The 24,381-nt window shown below is 42.0% G+C and carries 19 protein-coding genes and 1 tRNA gene; 7 read left to right on the plus strand and 13 right to left on the minus strand.

Annotated features, from left to right (window positions below):
• Window positions 1-97: 97 nt before the first annotated feature.
• Window positions 98-775, minus strand: coding sequence for a MaoC family dehydratase (locus IRQ95_RS08315; RefSeq protein ID WP_194436503.1), 678 nt, complete (start codon window positions 773-775; stop codon window positions 98-100).
• Window positions 776-1,092: 317 nt separating this feature from the next.
• On the opposite strand from IRQ95_RS08315, the gene IRQ95_RS08320 reads away from it, so the two are divergent.
• The 5 genes from IRQ95_RS08320 to IRQ95_RS08340 all read left to right on the plus strand — a co-directional run bounded on the left by IRQ95_RS08320 (window position 1,093) and on the right by IRQ95_RS08340 (window position 6,258).
• Window positions 1,093-1,183 (plus strand) — tRNA-Ser (locus tag IRQ95_RS08320).
• Between the two features lie 335 nt (window positions 1,184-1,518).
• Window positions 1,519-2,967 (plus strand): molybdate ABC transporter ATP-binding protein ModF, encoded by a 1,449-nt coding sequence (gene modF, locus IRQ95_RS08325; protein ID WP_194436504.1) that lies wholly within the window; start codon window positions 1,519-1,521, stop codon window positions 2,965-2,967.
• 201 nt (window positions 2,968-3,168) lie between these two features.
• Window positions 3,169-3,927 carry a RecX family transcriptional regulator gene (locus IRQ95_RS08330; protein WP_194436505.1) on the plus strand — a complete coding sequence of 253 codons (759 nt, stop codon included), beginning with the start codon at window positions 3,169-3,171 and terminating at the stop codon, window positions 3,925-3,927.
• A 148-nt stretch (window positions 3,928-4,075) separates the two neighbouring features.
• Window positions 4,076-5,494 (plus strand): amidohydrolase, encoded by a 1,419-nt coding sequence (locus IRQ95_RS08335; RefSeq protein WP_194436506.1) that lies wholly within the window; start codon window positions 4,076-4,078, stop codon window positions 5,492-5,494.
• 92 nt (window positions 5,495-5,586) lie between these two features.
• Window positions 5,587-6,258 carry a Crp/Fnr family transcriptional regulator gene (locus IRQ95_RS08340; RefSeq protein ID WP_194436507.1) on the plus strand — a complete coding sequence of 224 codons (672 nt, stop codon included), beginning with the start codon at window positions 5,587-5,589 and terminating at the stop codon, window positions 6,256-6,258.
• A 104-nt stretch (window positions 6,259-6,362) separates the two neighbouring features.
• On the opposite strand, the gene IRQ95_RS08345 is transcribed toward IRQ95_RS08340, so the two are convergent.
• The 4 genes from IRQ95_RS08345 to IRQ95_RS08360 all read right to left on the minus strand — a co-directional run bounded on the left by IRQ95_RS08345 (window position 6,363) and on the right by IRQ95_RS08360 (window position 10,718).
• Entirely contained in the window at window positions 6,363-6,875 is a 513-nt protein-coding gene (locus tag IRQ95_RS08345) for a peptidylprolyl isomerase (RefSeq protein ID WP_194436508.1), read from the minus strand.
• 142 nt (window positions 6,876-7,017) lie between these two features.
• Entirely contained in the window at window positions 7,018-8,055 is a 1,038-nt protein-coding gene (locus tag IRQ95_RS08350) for an HlyD family secretion protein (protein ID WP_194436509.1), read from the minus strand.
• Between the two features lies 1 nt (window position 8,056).
• Entirely contained in the window at window positions 8,057-9,376 is a 1,320-nt protein-coding gene (locus IRQ95_RS08355; protein ID WP_194436510.1) for a glycosyltransferase family 2 protein, read from the minus strand.
• The gene (locus tag IRQ95_RS08360; protein ID WP_194436511.1) at window positions 9,363-10,718 is read right to left on the minus strand and encodes a TackOD1 domain-containing metal-binding protein; all 1,356 of its coding nucleotides are present in this window, start codon (window positions 10,716-10,718) and stop codon (window positions 9,363-9,365) included. Before IRQ95_RS08360 ends, IRQ95_RS08355 begins: the two co-directional genes overlap by 14 nt.
• Before the next feature lie 246 nt (window positions 10,719-10,964).
• On the opposite strand from IRQ95_RS08360, the gene IRQ95_RS08365 reads away from it, so the two are divergent.
• Together IRQ95_RS08365 and IRQ95_RS08370 are read left to right on the plus strand one after the other, a co-directional pair.
• Window positions 10,965-11,690 carry an SDR family NAD(P)-dependent oxidoreductase gene (locus IRQ95_RS08365; RefSeq protein ID WP_194436512.1) on the plus strand — a complete coding sequence of 242 codons (726 nt, stop codon included), beginning with the start codon at window positions 10,965-10,967 and terminating at the stop codon, window positions 11,688-11,690.
• Window positions 11,691-11,829: 139 nt separating this feature from the next.
• Window positions 11,830-15,369 (plus strand): ATP-binding protein, encoded by a 3,540-nt coding sequence (locus IRQ95_RS08370; protein WP_194436513.1) that lies wholly within the window; start codon window positions 11,830-11,832, stop codon window positions 15,367-15,369.
• Here the strand turns inward: IRQ95_RS08370 and manA are convergent.
• The 8 genes from manA to IRQ95_RS08410 all read right to left on the minus strand — a co-directional run bounded on the left by manA (window position 15,362) and on the right by IRQ95_RS08410 (window position 24,379).
• Window positions 15,362-16,558, minus strand: coding sequence for a mannose-6-phosphate isomerase, class I (gene manA / locus IRQ95_RS08375; protein WP_194436514.1), 1,197 nt, complete (start codon window positions 16,556-16,558; stop codon window positions 15,362-15,364). The two genes, IRQ95_RS08370 and manA, sit on opposite strands and share 8 nt — an antisense overlap.
• A gap of 94 nt (window positions 16,559-16,652) precedes the next feature.
• The gene (locus IRQ95_RS08380) at window positions 16,653-17,285 is read right to left on the minus strand and encodes a LuxR C-terminal-related transcriptional regulator (protein ID WP_194436515.1); all 633 of its coding nucleotides are present in this window, start codon (window positions 17,283-17,285) and stop codon (window positions 16,653-16,655) included.
• A 94-nt stretch (window positions 17,286-17,379) separates the two neighbouring features.
• On the minus strand, window positions 17,380-18,744 hold the full coding sequence (locus IRQ95_RS08385) for a phosphohexomutase domain-containing protein (protein WP_194436516.1): 1,365 nt from the start codon (window positions 18,742-18,744) through the stop codon (window positions 17,380-17,382).
• A 14-nt stretch (window positions 18,745-18,758) separates the two neighbouring features.
• The gene (locus IRQ95_RS08390) at window positions 18,759-20,240 is read right to left on the minus strand and encodes a mannose-1-phosphate guanylyltransferase/mannose-6-phosphate isomerase (protein WP_348541595.1); all 1,482 of its coding nucleotides are present in this window, start codon (window positions 20,238-20,240) and stop codon (window positions 18,759-18,761) included.
• Window positions 20,240-21,343 (minus strand): alginate lyase family protein, encoded by a 1,104-nt coding sequence (locus IRQ95_RS08395; RefSeq protein ID WP_194436518.1) that lies wholly within the window; start codon window positions 21,341-21,343, stop codon window positions 20,240-20,242. The genes IRQ95_RS08390 and IRQ95_RS08395 overlap by 1 nt, the downstream gene beginning before the upstream one ends.
• Window positions 21,340-22,710 carry an alginate O-acetyltransferase AlgX-related protein gene (locus IRQ95_RS08400; protein ID WP_194436519.1) on the minus strand — a complete coding sequence of 457 codons (1,371 nt, stop codon included), beginning with the start codon at window positions 22,708-22,710 and terminating at the stop codon, window positions 21,340-21,342. Before IRQ95_RS08400 ends, IRQ95_RS08395 begins: the two co-directional genes overlap by 4 nt.
• Before the next feature lie 2 nt (window positions 22,711-22,712).
• Window positions 22,713-23,327, minus strand: coding sequence for an alginate O-acetyltransferase AlgF (locus IRQ95_RS08405; RefSeq protein ID WP_194436520.1), 615 nt, complete (start codon window positions 23,325-23,327; stop codon window positions 22,713-22,715).
• Window positions 23,324-24,379, minus strand: coding sequence for an alginate O-acetyltransferase AlgX-related protein (locus tag IRQ95_RS08410; protein ID WP_194436521.1), 1,056 nt, complete (start codon window positions 24,377-24,379; stop codon window positions 23,324-23,326). Before IRQ95_RS08410 ends, IRQ95_RS08405 begins: the two co-directional genes overlap by 4 nt.
• Between the last annotated feature and the right edge of the window lie 2 nt (window positions 24,380-24,381).

Consider the following 24,381-nt stretch of genomic DNA (forward strand, 5'->3'; position numbering starts at 1 on the left):
TAGCCTAACTTGAACAACAAGCAATAAAAAAGGAGAGCATGATTTGCTCTCCTTTAAAAATGTGTCGCTGAGTTTTCTCAGTGTTTGCTTCGCGGCATTAGAAATGCAGTTGAATAACCGATACGACTACCGCTGCTGGGCGGCGAACGCCTTCAATCTCAACTTTGATCTCACGCTCGATCTCTAAACCTTTCTTAATTGGTGTGACTTTAGAAAGGGTGCTCACTGCGCGAACGTTGTTACCCGCTTTGACTGGGTAAGGGAAACGCACTTGGTTAAGACCAAGGTTAACCACCATTTTTGCCGTAGGGAACAGAGTGTTCTCTGGATCAACGCTATCGGTCATTTTTGGTAGCAGTGCCAGTGTTAGAAAACCGTGTGCAATTGTGGTTTTAAATGGCGATTCAGCTGCAGCACGCTCTGGATCAGTATGAATCCATTGCATATCTTCAGTTACTTGACCAAATTGGTTGATACGTTCTTGAGAGACATGTACCCATTCACCAGTGTGAATTACGGTATTGATCTTTTGTTCCAAATCCATATAAAGCGCTTGTGTTTCAGGCTTCATTTCGATTGGTTTAGGTTGAGGCTGTTCATCGTTAACTGCAGGCTGCTGAAGATCACGCAACCTAGTGAATAGGTGACGGTTATTCGCCTTATTCAGGAACTCTCCCCAGTACTCACGTACAGCAGGAGACATCCATTGCATAAATTCAGATTGATGCTTGGAATTATGTTCACTACGATGTTTAAACAAGTCTGCGACTTTCATACAAACCTCAGAAAAATTGGGTAGCCTACGCTAATTACACTAATTTTGAAGCAACTCACAAATATCTGCAATGACTTTCGGGCGTACACATGTTCTCTTAAAGTAACTAATCTTATTATATTCAATGTGATAGCAATAAAACACTATTTTATTGAATTAACTTGAATTAGAGCTTTTACGTAATCTGATCGACCAAATATCAGTCACTTATAAAAAGCATAGCAGATCGGCGTGGTTGCTTTGTAACCACTTGAACAATTAGCGAGAAATTATTGCTTTACAAGCGGATCGGCTGTCACTAATATACGTCCCACAACGGAGAGATGGCTGAGTGGTTGAAAGCACCGGTCTTGAAAACCGGCGTACGTTAATAGCGTACCTAGGGTTCAAATCCCTATCTCTCCGCCACATTCAAAAAAGCCCGCTAACATCTAGCGGGCTTTTTGCTATCTGAAACCTGATAGATATAGGGTGCTCGCTTGCGAGCATTATTCCTTAGTCGTGTGCGACTCCAACTCTCCGCCACGCTCAAAACCTTAACCGCACTACACACTCTCTTAGCCTTTGTTGGAATGCGGGTAGTCCAAATTTGTTTTATTCACTTCTTTATCGCGAAATACACATTCTCTTTCAGGTCACATTTTATCCAATGCGTGGGGTTTTCTCGTGCCAAACATTGGCATTAGAAACAGTAAGCTTGGTATAACAAATAAAACGACAATAAATCATGGAAGATAAAAGCAATGCCGATTCATTTTCATCAGCTTACTGCAAAGGAAAACACCTCAACACTCACCATCGATGATTGGTACATTGAACAGGGAAAATCTTGGGGCATTTTTAGCTCTGAGGGCGATATTGGTTCGATGCTGGGTGATTTGTTGTGCGGAGAAATTAAACCTGAGTCTGGTGAGCTACACATCGTAGGTTGCCATATTGCTCAAGTTTCTCTATCTGAACAGCAGCGGTTGCTAGAGCAGGAGATTGAAAAAGATGATACGGATTTTCTTGATCGGATTGATCAAGGCAGTTCAGTATACCAACTGATCTTTGAAGTTAGCCAAGATGATGCCTTGACCCAAAACCTGATTAAAGAACTCGATCTTACCCATTTATTTGAAAGTGGATTTCGAGTGCTTTCAACGGGTGAGACTAGGCGTGTGATGCTGGCTCGGGCGCTCGCAGCACAGCCAGATGTTGTACTGCTCGATAATCCGTTTACAGGCTTAGATGTTGAACACCGAGCATCATTAGCTCGCTACCTTCAAGCGCTGTCTCAATCAGTACAAATGTTGATTACCTTCTCGCGTGAATCTGATATGCCGGATTGGGTAGAGCGGATTGCACTGTTTAATGGCGGGAAACTGGACAGCGTTATGGACAAGCAAAGCTGGGACAGGCACCCGATTATCACACAGATCAAATCCCAGTCAGAAAAGCAAAGCGAAGAAATGATGGCGTTGATTCGTCAGCACCAACATTCGACCCATTTTGACAATCCTATTTTTGAGTTGAAAAACGGTAAGGTGGAATACATCGAGAAAACCATTTTTACTGATTTGAATTGGCGTATTGATAAAGGTCAGCACTGGCAAGTTAAAGGACCAAATGGCTGTGGAAAGAGTACCTTGCTAGGGCTGATATTTGGTGACCATCCACAATGCTATAGCAACGATATTCATATCTTTGGTAAAAAGCGTGGCAGTGGTGAGACGATATGGGAAATCAAGCAACATATCGGCATGGTATCTTCGGCTTTGCATCTTCAATACCGGGTAAACTGTAGCGCACTGGATGTAATTCTGTCGGGCTTTTATGATTCTATTGGTCTCTATTCTCAACCAAGTAAAAGAGAGATCAATATCGCCAAGGAATGGTTAACGATTCTTCATATGAAGCAATATGAGAATACCTCTTTTAGACAACTGGAATACGGTCAGCAGCGCTTGCTATTGATTGCGCGAGCGATCGTGAAGCAGCCGACGCTGTTGATATTGGATGAACCTTACCAAGGCTTAGATTATTTAGGTCGAGTGCTGGTGAAAAATACCCTAGAGCTGATTGCCAAAGAAAACTTAAGCCAGCTGCTTTACGTTTCTCACTATCAAGAAGATGGCTTAAGCAGTATCCAAAACTATCTAGAGTTTCAGTTTGATCAACAAGCGCAGTGTTACAAAGGCCACATCGAATAAATCGCTGAGTGTTAAGAGTCAACCACTTCATTGTAATGAAGTGGTTGACCTGTATTGGGATTGCATTCAGATACAAAGTTCAAGGTAGATAAAATTGCACGCTATTGATGTACACTCTTATTAACATTCTCCATCAATGAGCCTTCAAGTTTGTATCCAGAAGAAAACCGAGTAAGAAAAGCCAGACGCGTCGAAAGCGTGATGAATTCAGCGCTTTGGCATTTGGGTCAGAAAGACTTAACTGAAGCCGAGCTCATCGCTAAGTTGAAGGTAAAGACGGATAACCAAGAGTGGATCGACGATACCTTAGAAAAGTTGCGTGGCTTTGGTTATCTAAAATCAGACAAACAATTTGCAGAACAATTTGCTGAGCGCTCGTTTGCGAATGAATATGGCAGTGAATACATTCGTGACAAGTTAAAAAAGAAAGGGTTGGATGAGTCGCTGGTCAACGAGGCGATCGCGAAGGTGAAAGAGTCGCTGAATATTGATGAGCAATTGATGCTCAATGAGCGAGTGAACAACTACTACCAAACCTTTACGATAAGTAAAGAGAAACTCACTGCAACACTTCAAAAGCGCGGCTTTAGTTATGCTCAAGTCAATCAAGCGATAAAGCAGCATGCTTGTTACTATCAGCTGAAAACCAATTTAGAGATTAAAGCTGAAAACGCGGATCTTGAAAAAGAAGTATTGAAATATGCCCGCAAAGGTAAAGGGCTTACGGTTATTCGCCAAGAGCTTCGTCAGCGTAAAATTGATATTACCGAGCTTGACGCTTTAGTTGAAAAGTTAATTAACGCAGAACAACTCGATTTTTACAGCGCGTGTTTAGAACAACTAAGTAAAAAATCTTATGACCTGACTGTTCACAGCGAGCGCAGTAAAGCGTATGCGATGCTAAGCCGCAAAGGATTCAGTTCTGACGAGATTCAGTTCGCCATGAGCGAGTTGGAATAACTGAGAAAGAATGTTTCATTCCAATATATTCGTCTCAGTGATTAAGTTCACTATTTTGTGAGTTCAACAATCATCATTCGGACATATGTCCTATCGAGCAATACACCCTAAAACTAGGATTGGTGGATTTTATTTTTAGGGTGTCAAAATGAACTTATTAAGCAAAAGCCTACTTGCAACCAGCATCCTGCTTGCTACTGCTGCCTCCGCATCTGATGGAAGTGCGACAACTCAGGCGACAATCATTATTAATAATGCGCAAATTCTCCCGATGGATGGCAAAACTCAAATCATTGAGAATGGAACCATTGTGATTCAAGGCAATCAGATTGTCGCTGTTGGTGATGCAAAGGTAGCGCAAGGCTATAGCGCTGAGCGTGTTATTGACGCCAGTGGCAAGATTGTGATGCCAGGAATGGTCAATGGTCACACCCACATCGGTATGACGGCATTTCGTGGCTTAGGAGAGAGTGGGGTAGAAAACCGCTTGAAGCAAGTGATGTTTCCGCTTGAAAAAGAGATGCTAGATCGCCATTTAATTCGTACCGCATCACGCCAAGCGGCGATGGAAATGGCGTTGTCCGGGACGACGATGATTGCTGACATGTATTACCATCAGGATGAAGTAGCCAAAGCGGTTGCAGAGGTGGGTATTCGTGGCGTAATGGGTGAGACAGTCATTGGTTTTCCAGTTGTCGATGCTAAGCAGCCTTATGGCGGATTGGAATATGCTGAGCAGTTCATTAAAGAGTGGCATGACCATGAGTTAATTGTGCCGGCTGTCGCGCCTCACGCACCTTATACAGTGTCTGCGGAGTTCTTGGTTAAATCTAAGCAACTTGCTGACAAATATGATGTACCTCTACTGACCCACCTAGCTGAATTTCGTTGGGAAGACGCTGGTGTAAGAAAGTTCTCAAAGCAAATGAGCGAAGAGCAATCGGTGATTGAGTATTTAGATTCTCTCGATGTGCTGGGGGACAATCTTGTTGCGGCACACATGAACTATCTCGATGAACACGACATGGATTTAGTCAAGCAGCATAATGTAGGTGTCGTGCATTGTCCTAAGTCGAATCTAAAAGGAGCGAATGGTCAGAGTCCAGCTTGGATGATGCACAGTAAAGGCATTGATCTTGGTATTGGAACTGATGGTCCTATGTCTTCGAATCAAAACGATGTGCTTACCGTGATGAGTTATACGGCAATGAATGCGCGTACACTCCATCAAGATAACTCTAAATTCTCACCGTATGAGCTGGTGGAACTAGCCACTATTGGTGGTGCTCGTGCACTCAACATGCAAGATGAAATTGGCTCATTAGAAGTCGGTAAAAAAGCTGATATCGTGATTTTCGAAACCAATTCGCCGAATATGCAGCCTAATTACGATCCGTTTTCAACAATTGCATTTTCAGCCTATCCGCAAAATGTCGAGTACACTATCGTCAATGGTAAAGTCATCGTCGAAAATGGACAATTGATGACCGTTGATATGGCTGAACATAACCAAGAGTGGAAAAAAGTGACCGATAAAGTTGGCAATTTTGCTAAAACACTAAAATAATAAGCCAAATTTGGCTTTCAGTTAAAAGCTAATAAAAATGTGTACGGGTGCATCGTTGGATGCGCCCGTTTTAGTATGGTTGTAAGGACATTATGCAACACTTTGATTCCATCGCTGAACGTGGGCAAGCTTTGCTGCTGGATTTAATAGATCAATCTAACCCCAAAGAGAAATTGTTTGCTAAAGGTGAATATCTGCTGCGCCAGAATCAAGTGGTGGATACCATCTATTTGGTCGACATGAGCATGTGCACCATCGAGTCATCGTGTAACAATGGGCGTGTATTTAGCTTCGGTTTGTTTTTCTGCATCAATCAAATCTTTGGTGAGATGGAAGCGCTTACCGGTAAACCTTGTCAATTCAGCATTAAGGCGTATGACGATCTTGTCGCCAAGGCAATTCCTATCGCTGTATTTGGAAAAATGGTGACAGATCATAGTGAAGTTGCGGTTTTTTTGGCTAGAAGTCTCGCCGTGAATTACCAAAACGCCACGCGCAACCTTATCTTCCAACTGTTAAATCCGATCACGGCACGAATCGCTTATGATATTGAGCAGCGAGATCAAAACCTGAAACCCAATCGCGCTTTTACGGTTGCAGTGAATGAATCCGATCGGTTTGGTTGCTCCGATAGAGTCTATCGTCGAGCAGTGAAAGAATTACTTGATCGCGGGGTCGTGAGAAGAGTAGGTAGCAAATTAGAGATTAATGACTACGAAAAGTTGCATGTGTTACTGAGTAATGACGAGAAGTATCTTGAGTGAAATTAAGCAGCGCAGATCTGAGTTTGTAATTTCAAGGTACTTAATTTCATTACAAGATAGTCGGTGCTTACGGTCGTTAGCACCGACAAGGTAACGTTTAACGCTTACTTAACCGTTACTTTCTCGATCACCACATCGTGTGCTGGTACGTCTTCATGGCCAAAGCGGGTGATGGTATCCACTGTTGCAATTTTCTCAACCACATCCATACCCATCGTGACACGGCCGAAAACTGCATAGCCCCAGCCGTAATTGGTTTTACCTGTGTGATCCAAAAAGTCATTGTCTTCTAGGTTAATAAAGAATTGCGCGGTTGCAGAGTGTGGAGCATCGGTTCTAGCCATCGCAATAGAACCAGTGATGTTTTTCAAACCGTTATAAGCTTCATTAGCAATTGGAGCGTGAGTACGCTTTTCTACCATGTTGACCGCAAAGCCGTCATCCTTCAGCTCATAGCCACCACCTTGAATCATGAAACCATCGATTACTCGATGAAACAGAGTGTTTTCATAAAAGCCTTCGTTGCAGTAACGGAGAAAGTTTTTGCTCGTTTCAGGGGCTTTTTGTTGGTCGAGTTCAATGGTGATGTCACCAAAGTTAGTGGTAAAAATGATCATGCAGTTATGCCGTTAGTTAAATGGGCGATGAGTATATGCAAAACATCTCTCCTAAACAACTTACGCCATTTATTGACCACTACAGACATAAGAAGAGCGATTTAAGCTTACTCAAGCTGCACGTTAGTTTTCTGAACCATGACTAGAATCGTACCTCAACTTCAACGCCTTCAATCCAGTGTGTTTTCTCTAGTGGCTGGTCAAAAGAAAGCGTAATTTTTAAGTAAGCGGGTTGGCCTTCAAAGGGGCTTTGCAGCTCAGGCGGGAGTTTATTTACAACTTCGACTGGTCGAGATACTGTTGCTGCGAAACGCTGGCCATCAGGAAATACGATAGTCGCCTGTGTTCCCAACTGACTGAACCTTAGATATTTAGGGTTTAGAAAAGCCGTAATTTCTGGAGTGACATTGCGGGCTACGGTGAATAATGGGTCATTCTCTGTTACTCGTTCACCTTCATGGATATGAATGTCGAGTATTCTTCCATCAAAAGGAGAGTGATAGGTTAAACTTTCTTGTAAAGCCTTCTTAATAATAAGCTCCCGAATGAGAGAGCGGCGTTCTTGTGAAACGGGACCAGCAAGTTCAATCTCTTGCTTTTCTCTAGTGGCATCCACGTAAGCGATTTTTTGTGTGTTTAGTTGGCTGTTAAGCGCGCTGCTCATATTTACAATTGCCGCATAATCTACTTCAGAAACTTGCCCATTTTTACGGAATTTGTCGTATTTTCGTTGAATTTGCTCGACTTTACGTAGACTTAATTTCGTGGTTTTGATGCTTTCTTCATAGAGTTTACTGGTGGGTTGCAATTTCGAGGATGAAAGTTTTATGAGTTCTTCTTGAATAAAAGCGACTTCTTCATTGAGTGCATTGTTTTTGAGTATAAGGAGTGGATCTCCCTCAGCAACGCTAATGCCTACATCGAAAGGTATTTCACCTACCACAGCAGGCTGTGTGGCAATAAATGTAACAGGGTACGAAGTGACAATTGCCGGCGCTGTAATCAAAATTTGAGTACGGAATAGATAGTACGCCATAAATAAAAGCGGGCTTATGACGAGAAATAAAATGAGATACCAACGTATTCTATAGCCGCTTCTTTTGGCTGAACCATAGACGACTTTCATGCCATTTTCAGAATCAGGTTTGTTTTGTTTATCTAAGTGAAAGTTTACCTTCATATCAGAACCTTTTTCCTCTTTTCAATACCCACCAAGGCGCCATGCTTGATTCTTCGTGACTTCTTCGTACTACTTCGTTGATCATTGAGAAGGCGGTAACTAATCTCATGAAAAACTGATATATAGGATAGAGAAGTAACCATTTGGTAAAGCTTATGTCTTCATTTGGGCGTTCGGAAATCAAACCGATATACGCAACGAAGATCAAAGTGCTTAGAAATAGATAGATAATGTACAGCAGGGCCATCAATGCGAACACAAAACTAACGGGATAGATAATCGCGAGATAGATACTGTATAAAATGACCAGCAGGGGTAACAGAATATTTTGGATAATGCCGTAGGCGAGTGTGAATATGAAATTTCCCCAGCCTAAAAGCTGTGGAGATAACCCTTTGTTGTGCTTTCTTAAGAATAGAAACAGCAAATCACCATCCCAGCGAAGCCGCTGCATGGCTAAACCTTTTAATGTGTCTGGTACGTCTGTATGACCAACCGCACGAGTGGCGAAAGCAAGTTCATTACCCGGGTAGCGACGTTTGTATTGTTTTAATCGCATGGTTAGATCTAAATCTTCAGCAGTGTGAGTGTCCCATCCACCAACTTGCTTTAGTATGTGCTTGCGAAATGCTCCAAATGCACCAGAAATGTTGTTTAAAACTCCCCAATTGGCCATACCGGTTTTACCTGCTTGCATAGACAGCATGTACTCGAGAGCTTGCACTTTTGTTAGTATGTTGTTGTCATGATTTCTGACTCGCAATGCGCCGCCGCTGGCTATGACTTGTGATGAATCAAATTGTTTGATCATCGAACAAGCCATGTCGTTATCAAACGATGTATCACCGTCAACGTTAATTATAATCTCACCGTTTGCGGCTGAAAGACCAGCGTTGAGTGTCGAGACTCTGCCACCTCGCTTCCATTTGGGTACCACACGAACTTTTCTGTTTTTAACGCCGGCGTGGCGTTTTTCTCCGTTAAGTGCAGCGCAGTAGGTATTGTTATTTTGTATTGCACCATCTACAACCGCTAAGATTTCGATATGGCCGGGATAGACTTGTTCAACTAAAGTATCGATGGTGATGCCGATAGCATCGCCTTCACCATAGCAAGTAATCACAAAGCTGATAGACGGGTATCGTTGGGGGGCTGGTTGTTTTTCTGATGCCCAAGACCAACGGAAAATGCCCGTTAGTACTAATAAATAAAGAGGCAACTCAAAAGCGATCATCACTGGAAAAAGCATAAGCCAAAGCTCTTTATTATGTATTAGTATGCCTTGCAGATAGGTGAGTAGCGAAAAGCTATCTTGAAGCATAAATTTCACCAATTCTTGCTTCTAACCAAAGTGGGAGTTGATCATCTATTTCTTCGTCTGGCAGCATCCATGAATACACGTCTAAGGTAAACTCCTTGTCTTGAATGAGTTCGCTTAGCTTAGACAGCTTTTCTTCTAAGGCATTGAGTTGAGTTCGGGATGTGTGGGGCATAAAGACCATCAAGAGGTCTTGTTTGAGTTGGCAACAGATGTCTGTATCGCGGAATATCTGACTTAGGTAATCGGTAATTTGCTCCATCAAAGCAAACAGTTGAGCGCTGCAGTGGTGTTGTTCAAACTCTTTCATTACTGGGAGGTAAATCGCTAAGAGTAGATGTTGGTGTTCATGGCGCAGAGCGACTTTGTTTGCCCATGAGAGCAAATGATGGAAAAACACGATATCCACTTTACCCTTAATGGAGAGCTCTGGGGCCTCAAACAGTTTACCATGATAGAAAAGGTACTCTCCTGCTTCTCCCAACTTAAATTGTTCGATTTTTTGTATTATGAGTTCATCAATGCTTGATGCCTGATTACAACTAAAACACTGACACCTCGTTGCTGTTTCAATGAAGAAGCTACTGCAACTGTTGCAGTGATAGTTTTCTAGAGGTCGGTCGTAATCGACGCCAATATGACGCAATTGAGTTAGACATTTTGGACACTCGAGCTTACCTCTGCGCAGAAAGCTCTGCTGTTCACTAACATTGCCACAGGTAAAGCAGTGCAAAGAGCTTTGAGTCTCAATATCTATGGAATTGCAATGAGGACAGACTTCGATGTAATTAAGGTGGGAACTATTGCAGTGTTTACATGCTCGAATCCGATCAACGAGCAGGTCGGATTCTATGATGTTGCGTTTTTTTTCCGATAGGACGTAACGATGACTGGTGGTTGCTTCCGGATAAAATGCATTAACGATGGGATAAGTGTATATCGACGGTGAATTGAGGTATTTTAGCGGCTTAATTCGGCGTTTATCACTTAGCCCTAACCATCCGACCAAAGGCTCTTTAGACAGTGAGCTTGCAACACTGATTGCTTTCTGCTTAATTTTTCTTGCTAAAGCAAATGAGTGGAGTGGCTCGAATAGGCCATCACAAATGGCTTTCGATAGCTCGGTGTGGCGTGTCGTAAAAACGCTCCATGACCATGCGCCTTCTCTTGTGAAAAGTTCGGTTAAAGTGCTATCGATTTCTTCATCTGTATCATTATTGATACAAATTGCGTTACCAATGGTTTGTGGTAACTCCTCAATGTTGTTGATCCAATGCACTAAGTGATAGGTGTCGCTCGGCGGTGATTTTCCGATCCAATAGAACCCAAATTTTTCATCTTTCATAATAAAATCAGTAGTTAATTTTTCGTTTTGTGTGGGTGAGTGAGTTTTAGCGAAAGACGTTTTACACAAATGTTTTATTGTTATAGTACCGCTGAGCTCTTTGTTGCAAATGGAGGTATCCTCTGCGGCATACTGAAATATAGTTCATTAATCAATTTGCGTGATCGAAATGTAGACACAAATTATATTCAATGACCTTGTTTCACTCTAAAATCGCAGCGAGTCTGTTTAGAATAAGTAAGTGTTATGTATAAAGATAAAGTTGTGGTGATCACCGGTGGTAGCCGTGGAATCGGCAAGCATTTGGTGCAAGCCTATCGTGAAGGCGGCGCGTATGTGGTCGTTTTAGATGTTGTTGCCACGGATGAGTTAGGCGTGGAGTTTTTACATGCTGATTTGGGCGATGCTTTAACGATAGATGCAGCGTTTAGTGAAATTGAACAGCGCTTGGGTAAAGTCGATGTGTTGATTAATAACGGTGCTATCGCCAATTTTAATAAGGCGCTACAAGATCTGACTTATGATGAGTTTTCACGTGTGATTGATGTTAACCTAAAAGGCGCGTTTGCTTGTAGTCGTCACTTTATTCGCCTTAATCGGGGGCAAGATTATGGACGTATCGTCAATATCGCCTCTACGCGCTGGAATCAAAATGAAGCGGGTTGGGACGCGTATGGCGCATCGAAAGGAGGAGTGGTGTCGTTGACTAAATCGATGGCGATTTCTCTTACAGAAACCCCAATCACAGTGAATGCAGTCAGCCCTGGCTGGATTCAGGTTGAGGATTACCAGCAGCTTGCTGATTTTGACCATCAGCAACATCCTTCTGGTCGAGTTGGTAAAGCGCGCGATATTGTCAATGCTTGTCTTTTCTTAACCCACCCAGAGAATGACTTTGTCAATGGTCATAACTTGGTGGTTGATGGTGGTATGAGCAAGAAAATGATCTATCAAGATAGTTTACTGGATTAGTAAAAAAGACAAGAAATCAGTTTGTCATACCACGGCCTGTAATTTTGTCGTAAGCATAAAAATTATTTCCAAACCTTTTCTAGAGAACTGCTTATGCGCCAGAGATAATATTGCGCAGTAATTAGCATGGGTAGTTGTAATGCAGGCCGTTCTCGTCTTTCTCCTTTTTTCTCTATTTTCTACGTTCTCTTTTGCTCAAGAGAGTGAAAGGAATCCATTAGTCGAAGAGAAACAAAAACTTGTGATCGGTCGTCAAATTGATCACTTCAACTATTTGTGGACGCCTAAGCAAGTTGGAGAAGAGAACAGTACTTTCCAAGACCTCGTTGGGAGGTTCGCAGATAAGCATGGTTACGATACGGAATATCGATTTTTCGCTAATCGTGATGAAATGCTAACGGCGCTATATTATGGTGATTTAGACATGGTTTTGGGCTATGCGACTACAGACTATGCCGAAGATTATTTCAACTTTACCACGCCAATTTTTAATATCCGCAGTGTTATTTGGTATCAAGACTCGGGCAAGCGCAAACAGAATGCTGAAAGCTTACGATGGGGTTGCGTGAGAGGTTCTTTTTACTGCTTCATGTATGAAAAGCAGGGATTCGAAAATATTTCCATCTTCGATTCAGAGCGAATTCTTCTACGCTCGATTGCGAAAGGGGAAATTGATGCCTTGTATACAGATGTCATTACTGCAGAGCAATATCTATCTGTACGAACTCCTGGCGAGTGGCAAGGTAACATCGACTATTTGGCCGAACTCCCACCTTTGCCCGCAGCGATAGCGACGGCTAAAAATAATACAGAGCTTCACAAACTAGCGGATAAATACGTCGCATTATCTCGCGCCTCTTTGCGCCGAAATCAGCGAACTTTAGTGGATCCCATTGCAGAGGAAATGATGCTGAAAGCATTAGCTCTTCACTATGGGCGAACCACCATTCGTTATAGCTTTGAAGAAAAAATGCGCCCGTTTTCGTATTTAGAAAATGGCAACCAAGTTGGCTATATCCATGATCTGATGGCGGTGTTGTCACGAAAGAGCGGGATACAATTTGTCTATGTGCCACCTGAAGATAAATCACCGATTGAAATGTTGCGTGATGGCGATATCGATTTACTCCCCGGATTTGCTCAAGATAAAAATAAAGACTTTATCTTTACTAATTCGTTTGCGTCGATCAATTGGAAGTGCGTTGAGTCGAATACTAAGTCGGGCAGTGGCGAGATCGCAATACTAGATAGGACCGGTCGGTTGGTTATGGGAGAAGCGCAGCGAGTATTTGATGTTATACCGACTATCTATCAGGATTTAGATGAGTTGCTAGATGACATGAAGGATGGTGATGTCGATTATGCTTATATTCCATCATATGTCGTTGATTATTATGCTTATAATACTGAGGATGAGTTGTTCAGTGTTTTGCAATCTCCCCAAGCAAAAAGGTTAAGTATTGATCTGGTTTTTACTTTTGCGCCAGAAAGCAGCTTGTTACAAGGCATTATGAATCAGGTGATTACTCAAGTGAGTGAAAACGAAGTTGAGATGCTGCATTTAAAGCACCACAAAGTGATCGTTCAGTACGGTTACAATAAGAATAAAATCGCGTTGGCTTTATTGTCAGTATTATCGGTCTTCTTATTGATCATCATTGCATTTCAAATTAAAGCGAATCGGTTGTCTAAGTCGTTGGTGCGTGCTGATGAGCAAGCAAAGCAGAACGCGCGTCGTATGGTTTGGTTGCGTGATTTGCTCGATCGCCTACCGAGTATGGTTGCCATTTACGATACTGATGGCTCAATAGTCATGTCAAACAAGGCGTTTAATCAACATGGTATGCAATGTTCAAATTTTCAGAGAGGCAACTGTTTACTGAAAAATGAAACCTATCAGTTTGGCAATAGCGACCATCTAGTATGCCAGTGCAGCTTTTCAAAGAGATATTTGCGTGTTATCGAAAATGAGATCAGTGGCCTCAATGATGACGGTCGATACCGAATGATGGTTTTTGATGACTATACTGCGTTGGAAACGCAAAAAGATGAACTTAAAGCTTCGAATGAAAAAGCGTTGAAAGCGATAAAATCACGAGATTTGTTCCTTGCCACCGTCAGTCATGAGCTTCGTACTCCAATTGCCGCTATGATCGGTTTGATGGAGTTAATGAGTTCAAAAACTGAGGGTGATGAGAATGTTGAATTGCTGACTAACGCGCAATTGTCGGCAAACCGATTAAGGTTGTTGGTCAACGATATTCTTGATATTTCAAAGATCGAAGCCAATCAGCTTCATCTAGATATACGCAATGGTAATATCTATAGCGAACTGGCGCCTTTGCTTCGGACTTACGAATCAAATGCGGCAATGAAAGGCTTAGAATTTGAATTAGATTGGCAAGCGACCCCGTATGCGAAAGCAGAGCTGGATTGGTTACGCGTCGCACAAATGTTAAATAATCTATTAAACAACGCGGTGAAGTTTACTCAGCAAGGCTCGATTAAGGTCAGTATTAAGTTACTTGAACAGCAGTTGTTGGTTACTGTCAGCGATACTGGTTGTGGTATGAATGACGAGCAACTCTCGCGTATTTTTACTCCTTTTGCGCAAGGTGATATTTCGATCACTCGTCAGTATGGCGGTACTGGTTTAGGTATGACAATTGTCAAAAGCATTGTCGATATGATGTCAGGTGAATTGCGAATAAATAGCAAGTTAGGCATCGGTACGACGATAGAATTGTTATTACCCGTCTCGCAGACTACAGCTTTTATAGGCTCGGAGTACCAAGCGCACTCTAACGATGCGGTTACCTTAGATTGGCTTAAAGTATGGTCGGTGCAAACAGATGTATCTTATCCAATCATTGAGCTAGCGAGCGGATGGAAGAACGTTTATCCAGACGTTATCCTAGATGCACTCAAGTACCAAAAAGACGAAGTGAATGATTTAGAAATCGAACAAGTAAGGTTTATAGGAAACATACTTGTTGCCGATGATGATCCAATCAACCGATTATTGTTTAGTAAACAGCTTGCCAAATTTGGCATTGAAGCAGTGGTCAGAAATGATGGCCTAGAGGCTTATCAATATTTAGAAGAACACTTTGGGGAAATTGATCTTGTGATCACCGATTGCCATATGCCTAAAATGGACGGCTATGCGTTGTGCAGTGCAATAAAACAAAGTAAACAACTTGGGCATTTGCCCGTTGTAGGGTGTACAGCGGAAGATTCAAGGCTTGTGTTTGAAAAAGCCGCTAGCGTTGGCATGGATCACGTTCTCTACAAGCCATACAGTTTTGAAGAGCTGGGCGAAATGCTTCGAGAACATATTGAATTTGAAAGTGTCGCTTCAAAAAACGTAATCTCACGACATATGACAGACCTTACTTGGTTAGATGATCATCAAGGTGATGAAAGAGCGGAAATGATGAGAGTCGTTGTGGATTCGTTTAAGCAAGAAAAGGCGCTTATTGAAGATGGAGAACAGCTAGCGCAAGTTATCCATCGACTCAAAGGTTCTGCATCGCTATTGCAGCTAGAAGGACTGACAGCGTTAGCAATAGCTTGGGAAGAGAGTACCCAGTTAGGCAATGAAGCAAGCCCTGATTTACTGTTGGGTGAACTCTCCAGGTTATTAGCAGTGTTTGATGAATGGCTGTTAGTTAATTGAGCGAGCAGTATGCGCGGGCAAAAGTACCACTACAACTAACGGTATATTGTTGAACAGCGGCTGCGACAAACACAGGTTCGCCTTGATTCAAGGTAACACTCTCGCCATTTGAATGTGAGAGTGTTATTGGGGAATCGAGAGCAATGATAATTTCTGCGCTGTCTGTTTCAAGTTGATTGATTTGGCTAGATGAATAGACGCTAAAAGAAAAATCATCGACAGGAATTGCATAGTGTTGTGCATTGAGGTTTTTGTTAGGTGTTGAGCGTAACGTGCTTTTACATTGAGGGTAGAACTCAACACAGCGTGTTAACTCTGAAACATCTACATGCTTGCTGGTTAAACCTGCTCGTAACACATTGTCCGAATTCGCCATAATTTCGAGGGCTGAACCACTGATATATGCATGGGGGGTACACGCTCGCAGAAACATCGCTTCCCCAGGCTTGAGCGTAATAGTGTTAAGGAATAATGGGGAAAATAGCCCAATATCATCTGGATATTGCTGAGCAAGAGTTAGTACTAAATTGAAAGGTTCAATGTCGCGATGTTTTTTTGCATGGTTAAGCAGGCCGCTGATCATTGTTTGTTTTTCTGCTCCTTTGGTATAAAGGATTGCTTCAAACAACAAACGTAACCCATCGTGAGTTAAGTTCGCTTCAAACTCTTCCAGCATTCTATTGAGTTTATGAATATCTAAACGTGAAAGTAGGGTCAATATCTCATCAAACTGGCGGAATCCATTCATCGCTTGAAATGGGGTTAATGCGTAAACTAATTCAGGTTTATGGTTTGGATCTTTATAGTTTCGCTTAGCACTATCTAATGCCACCTTTCCAGATCTCTGTTCTTTGTTGAACCCTTGTTCAGCTTGCGTTTTATTGGGATGAACTTGTACGGAGAGAGCTTTGTCAGCGCAGAGTATCTTAAACAAGAATGGTAAACCATTGAATCGTTTTACAACCTTTTCACCTAGGGCGAAGATAGATTGCTTTTGGATGAAGGTCGATAATGGTGTTTTTTCACCGTTCGCAATGATGGTTGAACATCCATTAGGGTGAGTACCCATCCAAACTTCCGCTTGAGGTTTGTTCTCGATATTTTTAATGCCGAATAACTGGTTTAATGATGTTTTACTGCCCCAATCATACTCTTGAATTTGACAATCAAGTGGATAAAAATAATGCATGCTGTTCCTTATTGAATGAATAGAGTAGTTTGTTATATATCTTAAAGCCCAGCAATAGTATTGAGCTATTTATTGTTGTTTTTGTCATTTAATATTAATCTAGAAGATATTTGCTTGCCCACTGAGTGGCTTGTGCTCTATTTTTAACCTTGATTTTTTTGTATATATTGTAGATGTGGGTTTTTGCTGTCATTGGGCTGATATTTAATTTTTTTGCGATATCAATATTGGAAATTCCATCCATGATCATTCTCAATATTTCTTTCTGTCTATGAGTTAATTCTCCGACAGATAGCCTCTTCCTTTCATGGTGCCCTCTGAAATGATGTATTAACTGAGTGCTGAGTTCTCGAGATACCCATATTTCACCATTCATCATTCTTTGAATTCCTGCAATCAAGAAGTCCAGTGAATCTGATGGCTTAAATGTTCCGACAACGGAAGGCCAAGAAAGGAAAGCTGAGTATTCTTTATCTTCTTCGACATTCAATAAAATGACTAAGCATAGAGTTGGATTTTTCTCCAACTGCTGTTTTAATTCTTGAAGTTCAATGTTTTCAGTGACAAGGTCAATTAGTACTAAAGTTGGTTTTGTTTCATTTTCAATAAACTCAATGTTGTCAATTTTCTCTAAATTAAGTTCATTGCAAAGTATTCTAGTAAATGCTGCGCTTTGTAAAGATTCGTTACCTGCATAGAGTATTTTTTGTTTTGGTTCGATGTTCATGATTTATTATCTAAATAGTAAATTAGTCAGTGGGCGCAAAATTGCGCCCACAAAGTTATATTGCCAAAATTAAATACCTAACATTGTGATGCAGTTATCCCATAATCATTTCTTTTAGCATTTCGGTTTTCTCTCTCATTAATTGAACACTTTTCTTGCTTTCAACATTGAGTCTTATTAGTGGCTCTGTATTTGACATCCTTAAATTAAACCTCCAGTGTGTCAAATCAACACTGATCCCGTCGGTAGTATCAATACGAAAACCGTCATTAGCGAAGTGTTGAGCGATAAGTTCAAGTTTTTCCTGCGGATTGTTCAATGTTAGATTGATTTCTCCAGAGGCAGGATAAATTTCCATTCGCTCTTGAACTAAGCTTGAGAGAGAACACTTTTTACGGTTTAAAAGATTGAGTACAAGAATCCAAGGAATCATCCCACTATCACAGTAGTTGAAGTCGCGAAAGTAGTGATGGGCGCTCATTTCGCCACCATAAATGGCATCTTCCTCACGCATTCGCTCTTTGATGAAAGCATGGCCAGTTTTTGACTGTATAGCATGACCGCCATTTGATTCCACCACATCAATAGTATTCCAAGTTAGTCTTGGATCATGAATGATCTTACTGTTTGGATGGGCATTCAAAAAAGCCTCTGCTAACAAACCGACTATGTAATAACCTTCGATAAACTCGCCGTTTTCATCAAAGAGGAAACAGCGGTCGAAATCACCATCCCATGCAATACCTAAATCAGCTTTATGGGTAATGACTGCTTCTGCGGTTGATGAGCGGTTTTCTTCCAGCAGTGGGTTGGGGATACCATTGGGAAAACTGCCATCTGGAGTGTAGTTTACTTTTATAAACTCAATTGGCGCTCCTAGTAGACTCATTTCCTTTTCAATGGCATCTAACAGCGGGGCTGCGGCACCATTACCAGGATTGATAACCACTTTTTTCGCTGACATGCAGCCAGTATCGAAATAATTGACTAAGTATTTCGCGAAGGCAGGCTTAATATCAATGGTCTTGACGTTACCTTTATGCCCAATGCGTTTGAAGGTTCCAGTTTCGACCAATTGTTTAATACTATTAAGCCCTGTATCGCCACTGATTGGTTTGCTGTTCTGTCCAACGAGTTTCATCCCATTATAGTCAATTGGATTGTGTGACGCCGTTACTTCAATACCACCGCATGCATCAAAGTAGGGGGTGGCGTAATAAACTTCTTCGGTGCCCGCAAGCCCGAGATCGATTACATCAGCGCCACTATCGGTTAGTCCTTGAATTAACGCGGCCTTAAGCGCTTCTGTTGATTCTCGGATATCACCGCCTACCACGACATTTTTCGCACTTAGATGCTGAGCAAATGCGCGCCCAATCTTGTAAGCGATCTCTTCGTCGAGCGTTTCCCCTAATTTACCTCGAATGTCGTAGGCTTTAAAACAGGTTAATTGTTCCATGTTGTCGGCCTACCTTATGAGTTTCTAACCATGTGCAAGAATGGAGCTGGTTGCATAAGTCCTGCATCATGTTTTTCAGTTGTTGAACGTCCGTAGTTGTCTTCGACACGTTCTATGTCATCGTCACCTAAATAAGAACCGGTTTGAATTTCTATTAGTTCTAACGGGATTTGCCCGTTGTTGGTTAAGCGATGGTAAGTTGCTGGTGGAATATAGGTGGACTGGTTTTCAGTCATGACAAAGGAGTTTTCATCGACGGTAACTACCGCGCTGCCTTTGACAACAATCCAGTGCTCTGCACGATGATAATGGCGATGTAGAGAGAGTGAGTCTCCAGGATGTATGGTCAGCTTAACCACCTTATAGCGACTCCCTTTATCGATGCTGTCGTTAAAACCCCAAGGTCTATAGCTCTTTGTATGATGTGAGCCTTCATTGCGCTCTTGGCTTTTTAGAGTCTCCACCACTTGTTTGATATCTTGCACATGGTCTTTATGCGAGACCATCACGGCATCTTTTGTTTCAATTACGATGGTATCTTTGAGGCCATTGACATTGACGAGTCGATGGTTAGCCTTGACCAAACAGTCTTGGTTACTTTCACCAATAACATCCCCTTGATAAACATTGCCTTGATTATCTCGTATGTCGTCTCGTTCTTCCCATAAAGCAGACCAACTACCTACGTCGTTCCAACCAGCACTGAGGGGAACAATTACAGCGTCTTGAGTGTTTTCCATCACAGCGTAGTCAATAGAAATATCAGGGCAGCGACTGAAAACAGTTTCATCGATGCGGTAGAAATCCAGATCTTTGAACTTAGAGTTTATGGCCGTACGGCAGTAGTCGAGTACTTCTGGGGTGTGTTTTTTGAGTTCATCTAAAACAACGCTCGCTTTAAATAAAAACATTCCACTGTTCCAGTAGTATTGACCGGATTTGAGGTATTCGATGGCTGTATTGATGTCGGGCTTTTCAACAAAGCGGTCAACTTCGTAAGTATTATCAACAATACTATTTCCCGACTTAACATAACCATAGCCAGTTTCTGGTCCAGTCGGTTCGATACCAAACAGCACCAGTTTACCGGCTTGAGCGGCATCGCAAGCTTGACTTAGAGCTTGATGGAATTTTTGCTTGTCTTTGATCACGTGATCGGCGGGAAGCACAAGCATAAGTTCATCACTGAGGCCCTGATGTTCTAGCTCCAAGGCGGCTAAAGCGACAGCTGGAGCTGTGTTTCGACCGGTTGGTTCAAGTAAAACAGAGCGAGCATGACAATTAATTTCAGCCAGTTGGTCTTTGACGATAAATCGATGATCTTCGCTGCAAATGAAGATCGGCTGCTCATCAGCGCCGTTTGGTAGCCTTAAAACCGTATCCTGCAATAGCGAGAAATCACTGACTAAGCTGATGAATTGTTTTGGAAAGTCTTTACGAGATAGTGGCCACATCCTAGAGCCACTGCCGCCTGACAAAATTACTGGAACCATAATTATTCCTTATTGTGGTGATTAGTTGGATGCAAAAAAAGAAAACCTAAATCGCCGCCTAAACGAGTTGAGCGTAGATTGGTTGATATATCGATTACTTCACGAATTTGCTTCTCCTGTGCAGGAGAATAGGTTAGGTAGGCCGCGAGCCAAGCGCTGCGTCCGTTTATAGTTATGTCGGAATCGACTTGTTTAACGCCGGTCTCTAATTCGAAGATAGGTGTCCCGGTTGCATGGATGAATAGATTGTCTGCCAGCAATTCAAGAGACGGTCTATGAGCGCTGAAGGTGTCAGGGTTATTCACATTAATAAATAACCCTAGCATGGCCAAAGGTTGCATCGCATAGTTGTGATAATTGGCTGCCCTTTGGCTTCTTTTTAACTCATTAGGCAAAAAGCCTCGGTCGTCGATTTGTTGTGTTGCGTAGACAAAGCGTCCTTCGGCCCAACGATATAACTTAGTATCGTTAAGTACAGCCGCTGAAGCCATAACTGCCCATGCAGCCCAGTAGTCATGGTTATTTATTTGAGAAGCTTTGCGATTGGAATAATCAATGGTGACTTGATTTGCCAATATCGAAATCCACTTTTTGATATCCTGATCTTGTTGTTGGTCAACGATTGTTGAATGGTTAGTGATGACTTTCAAATAGTTACTGGCAATTGAAGCTAGCGCCCATTTTTTGACTGCTTTTCCTACGTAGTTCTCATCTTTGCTTGTTGCCAAAGAACTGTACTTAGACCAGTTGGTAAGATTGTCTAGATAGCATTTTAGATCTTCCTCGGTAGGCGATTTCACTAGTCGATCAGCGAGCTTGGTCATGTGTGAGTTAAACCGATTTATACCAAAAGTATCTTGTCTATATTTTTCATCCAAACTCGCGATAACATGACTTTTTTCTGGGTCACTTTTACGGTATTTGCTGTAAAACACCATGGAACCTTGATAGGGCGGTAGGGTAGTACAAGTGACGTCTTTTGTTCTTATAGGTGCAGCGGTAACAAAATAGTCAGTAGGGAGGGCGACATTTTCAATGCTTGCTTCAGTTGCACAAGCTGACACTAAAAGTGATACAAAAATTAATTGACCCTGTCCCCATCTCATGATGCATTTCCTCCAACAGTTGACAAGCAAACAGAGCCATTAATTTGTGTGATAGGTTGCGAGTTTGACTCGACGTCAAGTAGGTCAACAGCAAGGATTCTCCCCAGTTCATCAGATTGTTTCTGAGCCAGCTCAAATACAAAGCGACCATTCTTGTGTCTATTACGAGTAGAGCTTAAGTAGACTTTCGTTTTATGCCCCGATTCATGCCAGATCAGTAGCTTAAGTGACTTGGTATCCGAGACGTCGGTTTGTAGATCCACAGTCAATTGAGATGGGTAGTAATTTAGAAGGTTTGGTGAAAAAATCAGTTCTTTTTTATGTCGATCGTGAATAGTTGAAGAAAAACTATTTAGTTTCTGTTGTTTATTACAGCCATCGTTGACCATCGGTATTAGGTGCTTCAAGGTCTCATGATCTGTGGGGTTATAATAGGAGAGCAGCTCCCAAATTATGATTTTATGTGTCGAATTACTTTCGTCATTTGCCTGAAGTAGTTCTAACCATGCGCCATACTCCCCCCCACCACTAACTGCTAGGTTTGTGACATCTCGTTGCAGTGCTTCTTTTAAAAATCCTTCGAAGTTAAACAATGGTACTTTCGAGTAACTGGTACCCAGCATATAAATATCTGGTTCGCTAGTATCAAATAGATCTAGCTCAGCCTTTGAGGCTGTTTCGTAGCGAATGCTTGATTCGTCGATGAAAGAATAACCACAAACCGACTTTAGTACTCGATTGAACGTTGATTTGGATAACTGGCTTTCACCAACTTGCTTCGTGATAAATTCGATATCGGATTTTGGCAACTGGTCTAAAATACCGCTTGTCTGGAGATACTCTTTGATTGCATATGCAGCATGCCTTGCTCCCTCAGGCCGCCAATGAACGTCTCTTTGAAAAAAGTAACTTGGTTTAACATCATCAATACCTCGAGATAGATCAGGTGCATGAATACCTGATTGTCGGAACAGTTTGATGATAGATTGGTATCGTTTATGTAGTTCTTGTTTTGAAGCATATTCACCATTGCTCCAACGATCGTGTTCCAACGTTCTTGGCGGTGCTAGCGCTAAAACTATGGTTGCATTAAAACGCGCTTCTACGCTATTAATGAATCGTTTGAATTCTAGAACGCTTTCTTGATCAATTTCTTGGGAGAGCTCTCGCTGTCCCCCGGTCATCCAAATTCCGGCCCTAGTATCTAACACCAGTGGATACATATATTTTGTATACTGGGTGTTGTAGTTTTCTTGATACTGAGCAGCCGAACACAGTTCTTGGACAAGTTCGGCATTATATTTCGGCGTCGCAATACACTGAAAACTTGCTAATAATAGAAACAGTAAAAGACTTGATGTTCTCATTGTTACCACTCAGAGTTTGATGTTAGTGCTTTAGTCCCCAAAGCCGTGTTGAAGGTGATGATATCGCTAGAAAAACCACGCTTCATCGACACTCCATTTACGTCAGCCACGATAGCTTGATTGTCGTTCTTAACAACGAAGTTGAGTTTCATCGGGTTAACATCACGTTCGATGGCTTGATATTTACCTAACTGTTCAAACACCGACTTGTTGTTTTGTGTAGTCAGTGACAATGGCTGTTCTGAAAGATTTAAGAACGCAATACGGGCAGATTTCTTGCTCGTATTCTTAGCTTGTTCTACAAAACGAATTTGGTTGTCTTGTATAAACAGGGTGTACTTGTGATTACTTGGAATGGTTATTTCTTTCTCAGTTACGCCGATTGATATTTGGTAACTGCCGGCATCGAGAGCAATATAAGGAGAGACTGAATACGCATCAGTGGACCTTGTTTTCTTACCGTTAATTTGTAGTGTCTGCTTGGTATTTGCAGTATTGACTAAGCGAACAAAACTTGAATCCTTGTTCGGTTTAGGATCATACAGAGCGGCATCGTTCGCGGACAATTGTGAGCTGAAGAATAGACTTAACGTAATAATAGCGTTGACAAATTTCATGAGTGATCTCCTTGCGTACTCATATGGAATTGTTGGGATTCGAAATAACGGATGGGTATTTCCCAAACGATGGTTTTTACACCACCATCCAGTAGTGAAGCGTCACTGAGAACGCTTTGCATTGGTTGAAATGGGCCTTCCCCTTCAACGGACATATCTATCAAGTCTTGACTGGCTGCTTCTCGCAGGAAACCGGGAAAGTTCCAATTTGGATTGGCGCTATAACTCGTGCCAACTAACAACAGTTGAGGGATAGCAGGCTCACCAAATAGGTCCTCTTCATTGTTTGACTCTTTAGCGGTGGTATAGAGAGGTAAACTATCCGGAGAAGGGCCTAAGGTACTAAAATGTGGGGATACAGGAATAAAGTTGAGGAGATCTCCTCGTAATTCTTGAGTTTCCACTAACTGCGATAGGTAGGGCGTATTGCCCTTGCTTAGCAATTGATTCGCGACAGTAGTTGCTGCGATTTTTGCTCCGATAGGGCTCCAATGCGTATCGGTTTTCAAATAGAGTAGAGAGTTATCGCTGTGGTCATAAAAGACAGAAAAGAGGTCGATGTAATCGACCTTGATTGCATCCAAGGATTGCGTCACTTCAGACCTTAAATGTTTCCCTCTGAAGTGTTGTTGAGGAGCGTAGCGATGATATATTTCGGCTTTTTCTGGAATAAGGACAATTTTTAGCTCGATATCATGCTTTTGAAGTGTTTTGGCTGTGCTTTGAATAAAGTCTATATTGTCATTAAGTCTTGATTCAGATGGAAGTTCGTATTCTTCGTTGCTAAACAACCAACCGTTCTCACCCACTTTTACCCCTTTCATGCCTTCGTGTAACAAGACATAGTCAAGCATTGCCCAAAGGTTCTTGGACCACTCGGATAGAATGGAGCTCTCGTCGTACGATGATTCCCAAGCTCGCGTTCGCTCGCCATTGAATATATCGCCTTCAACAGATTGCTCTGATGATTGGTATAAGTTGCCAACGCAAACTATGCCGATAAACAGTAAGAAAGCGATGGATGAAAACTTGAGATACAGATCTTTCATCATTA

It is taken from the genome of Vibrio fluminensis (genome assembly GCF_015278125.1).
Taxonomy (GTDB): domain Bacteria; phylum Pseudomonadota; class Gammaproteobacteria; order Enterobacterales; family Vibrionaceae; genus Vibrio; species Vibrio fluminensis.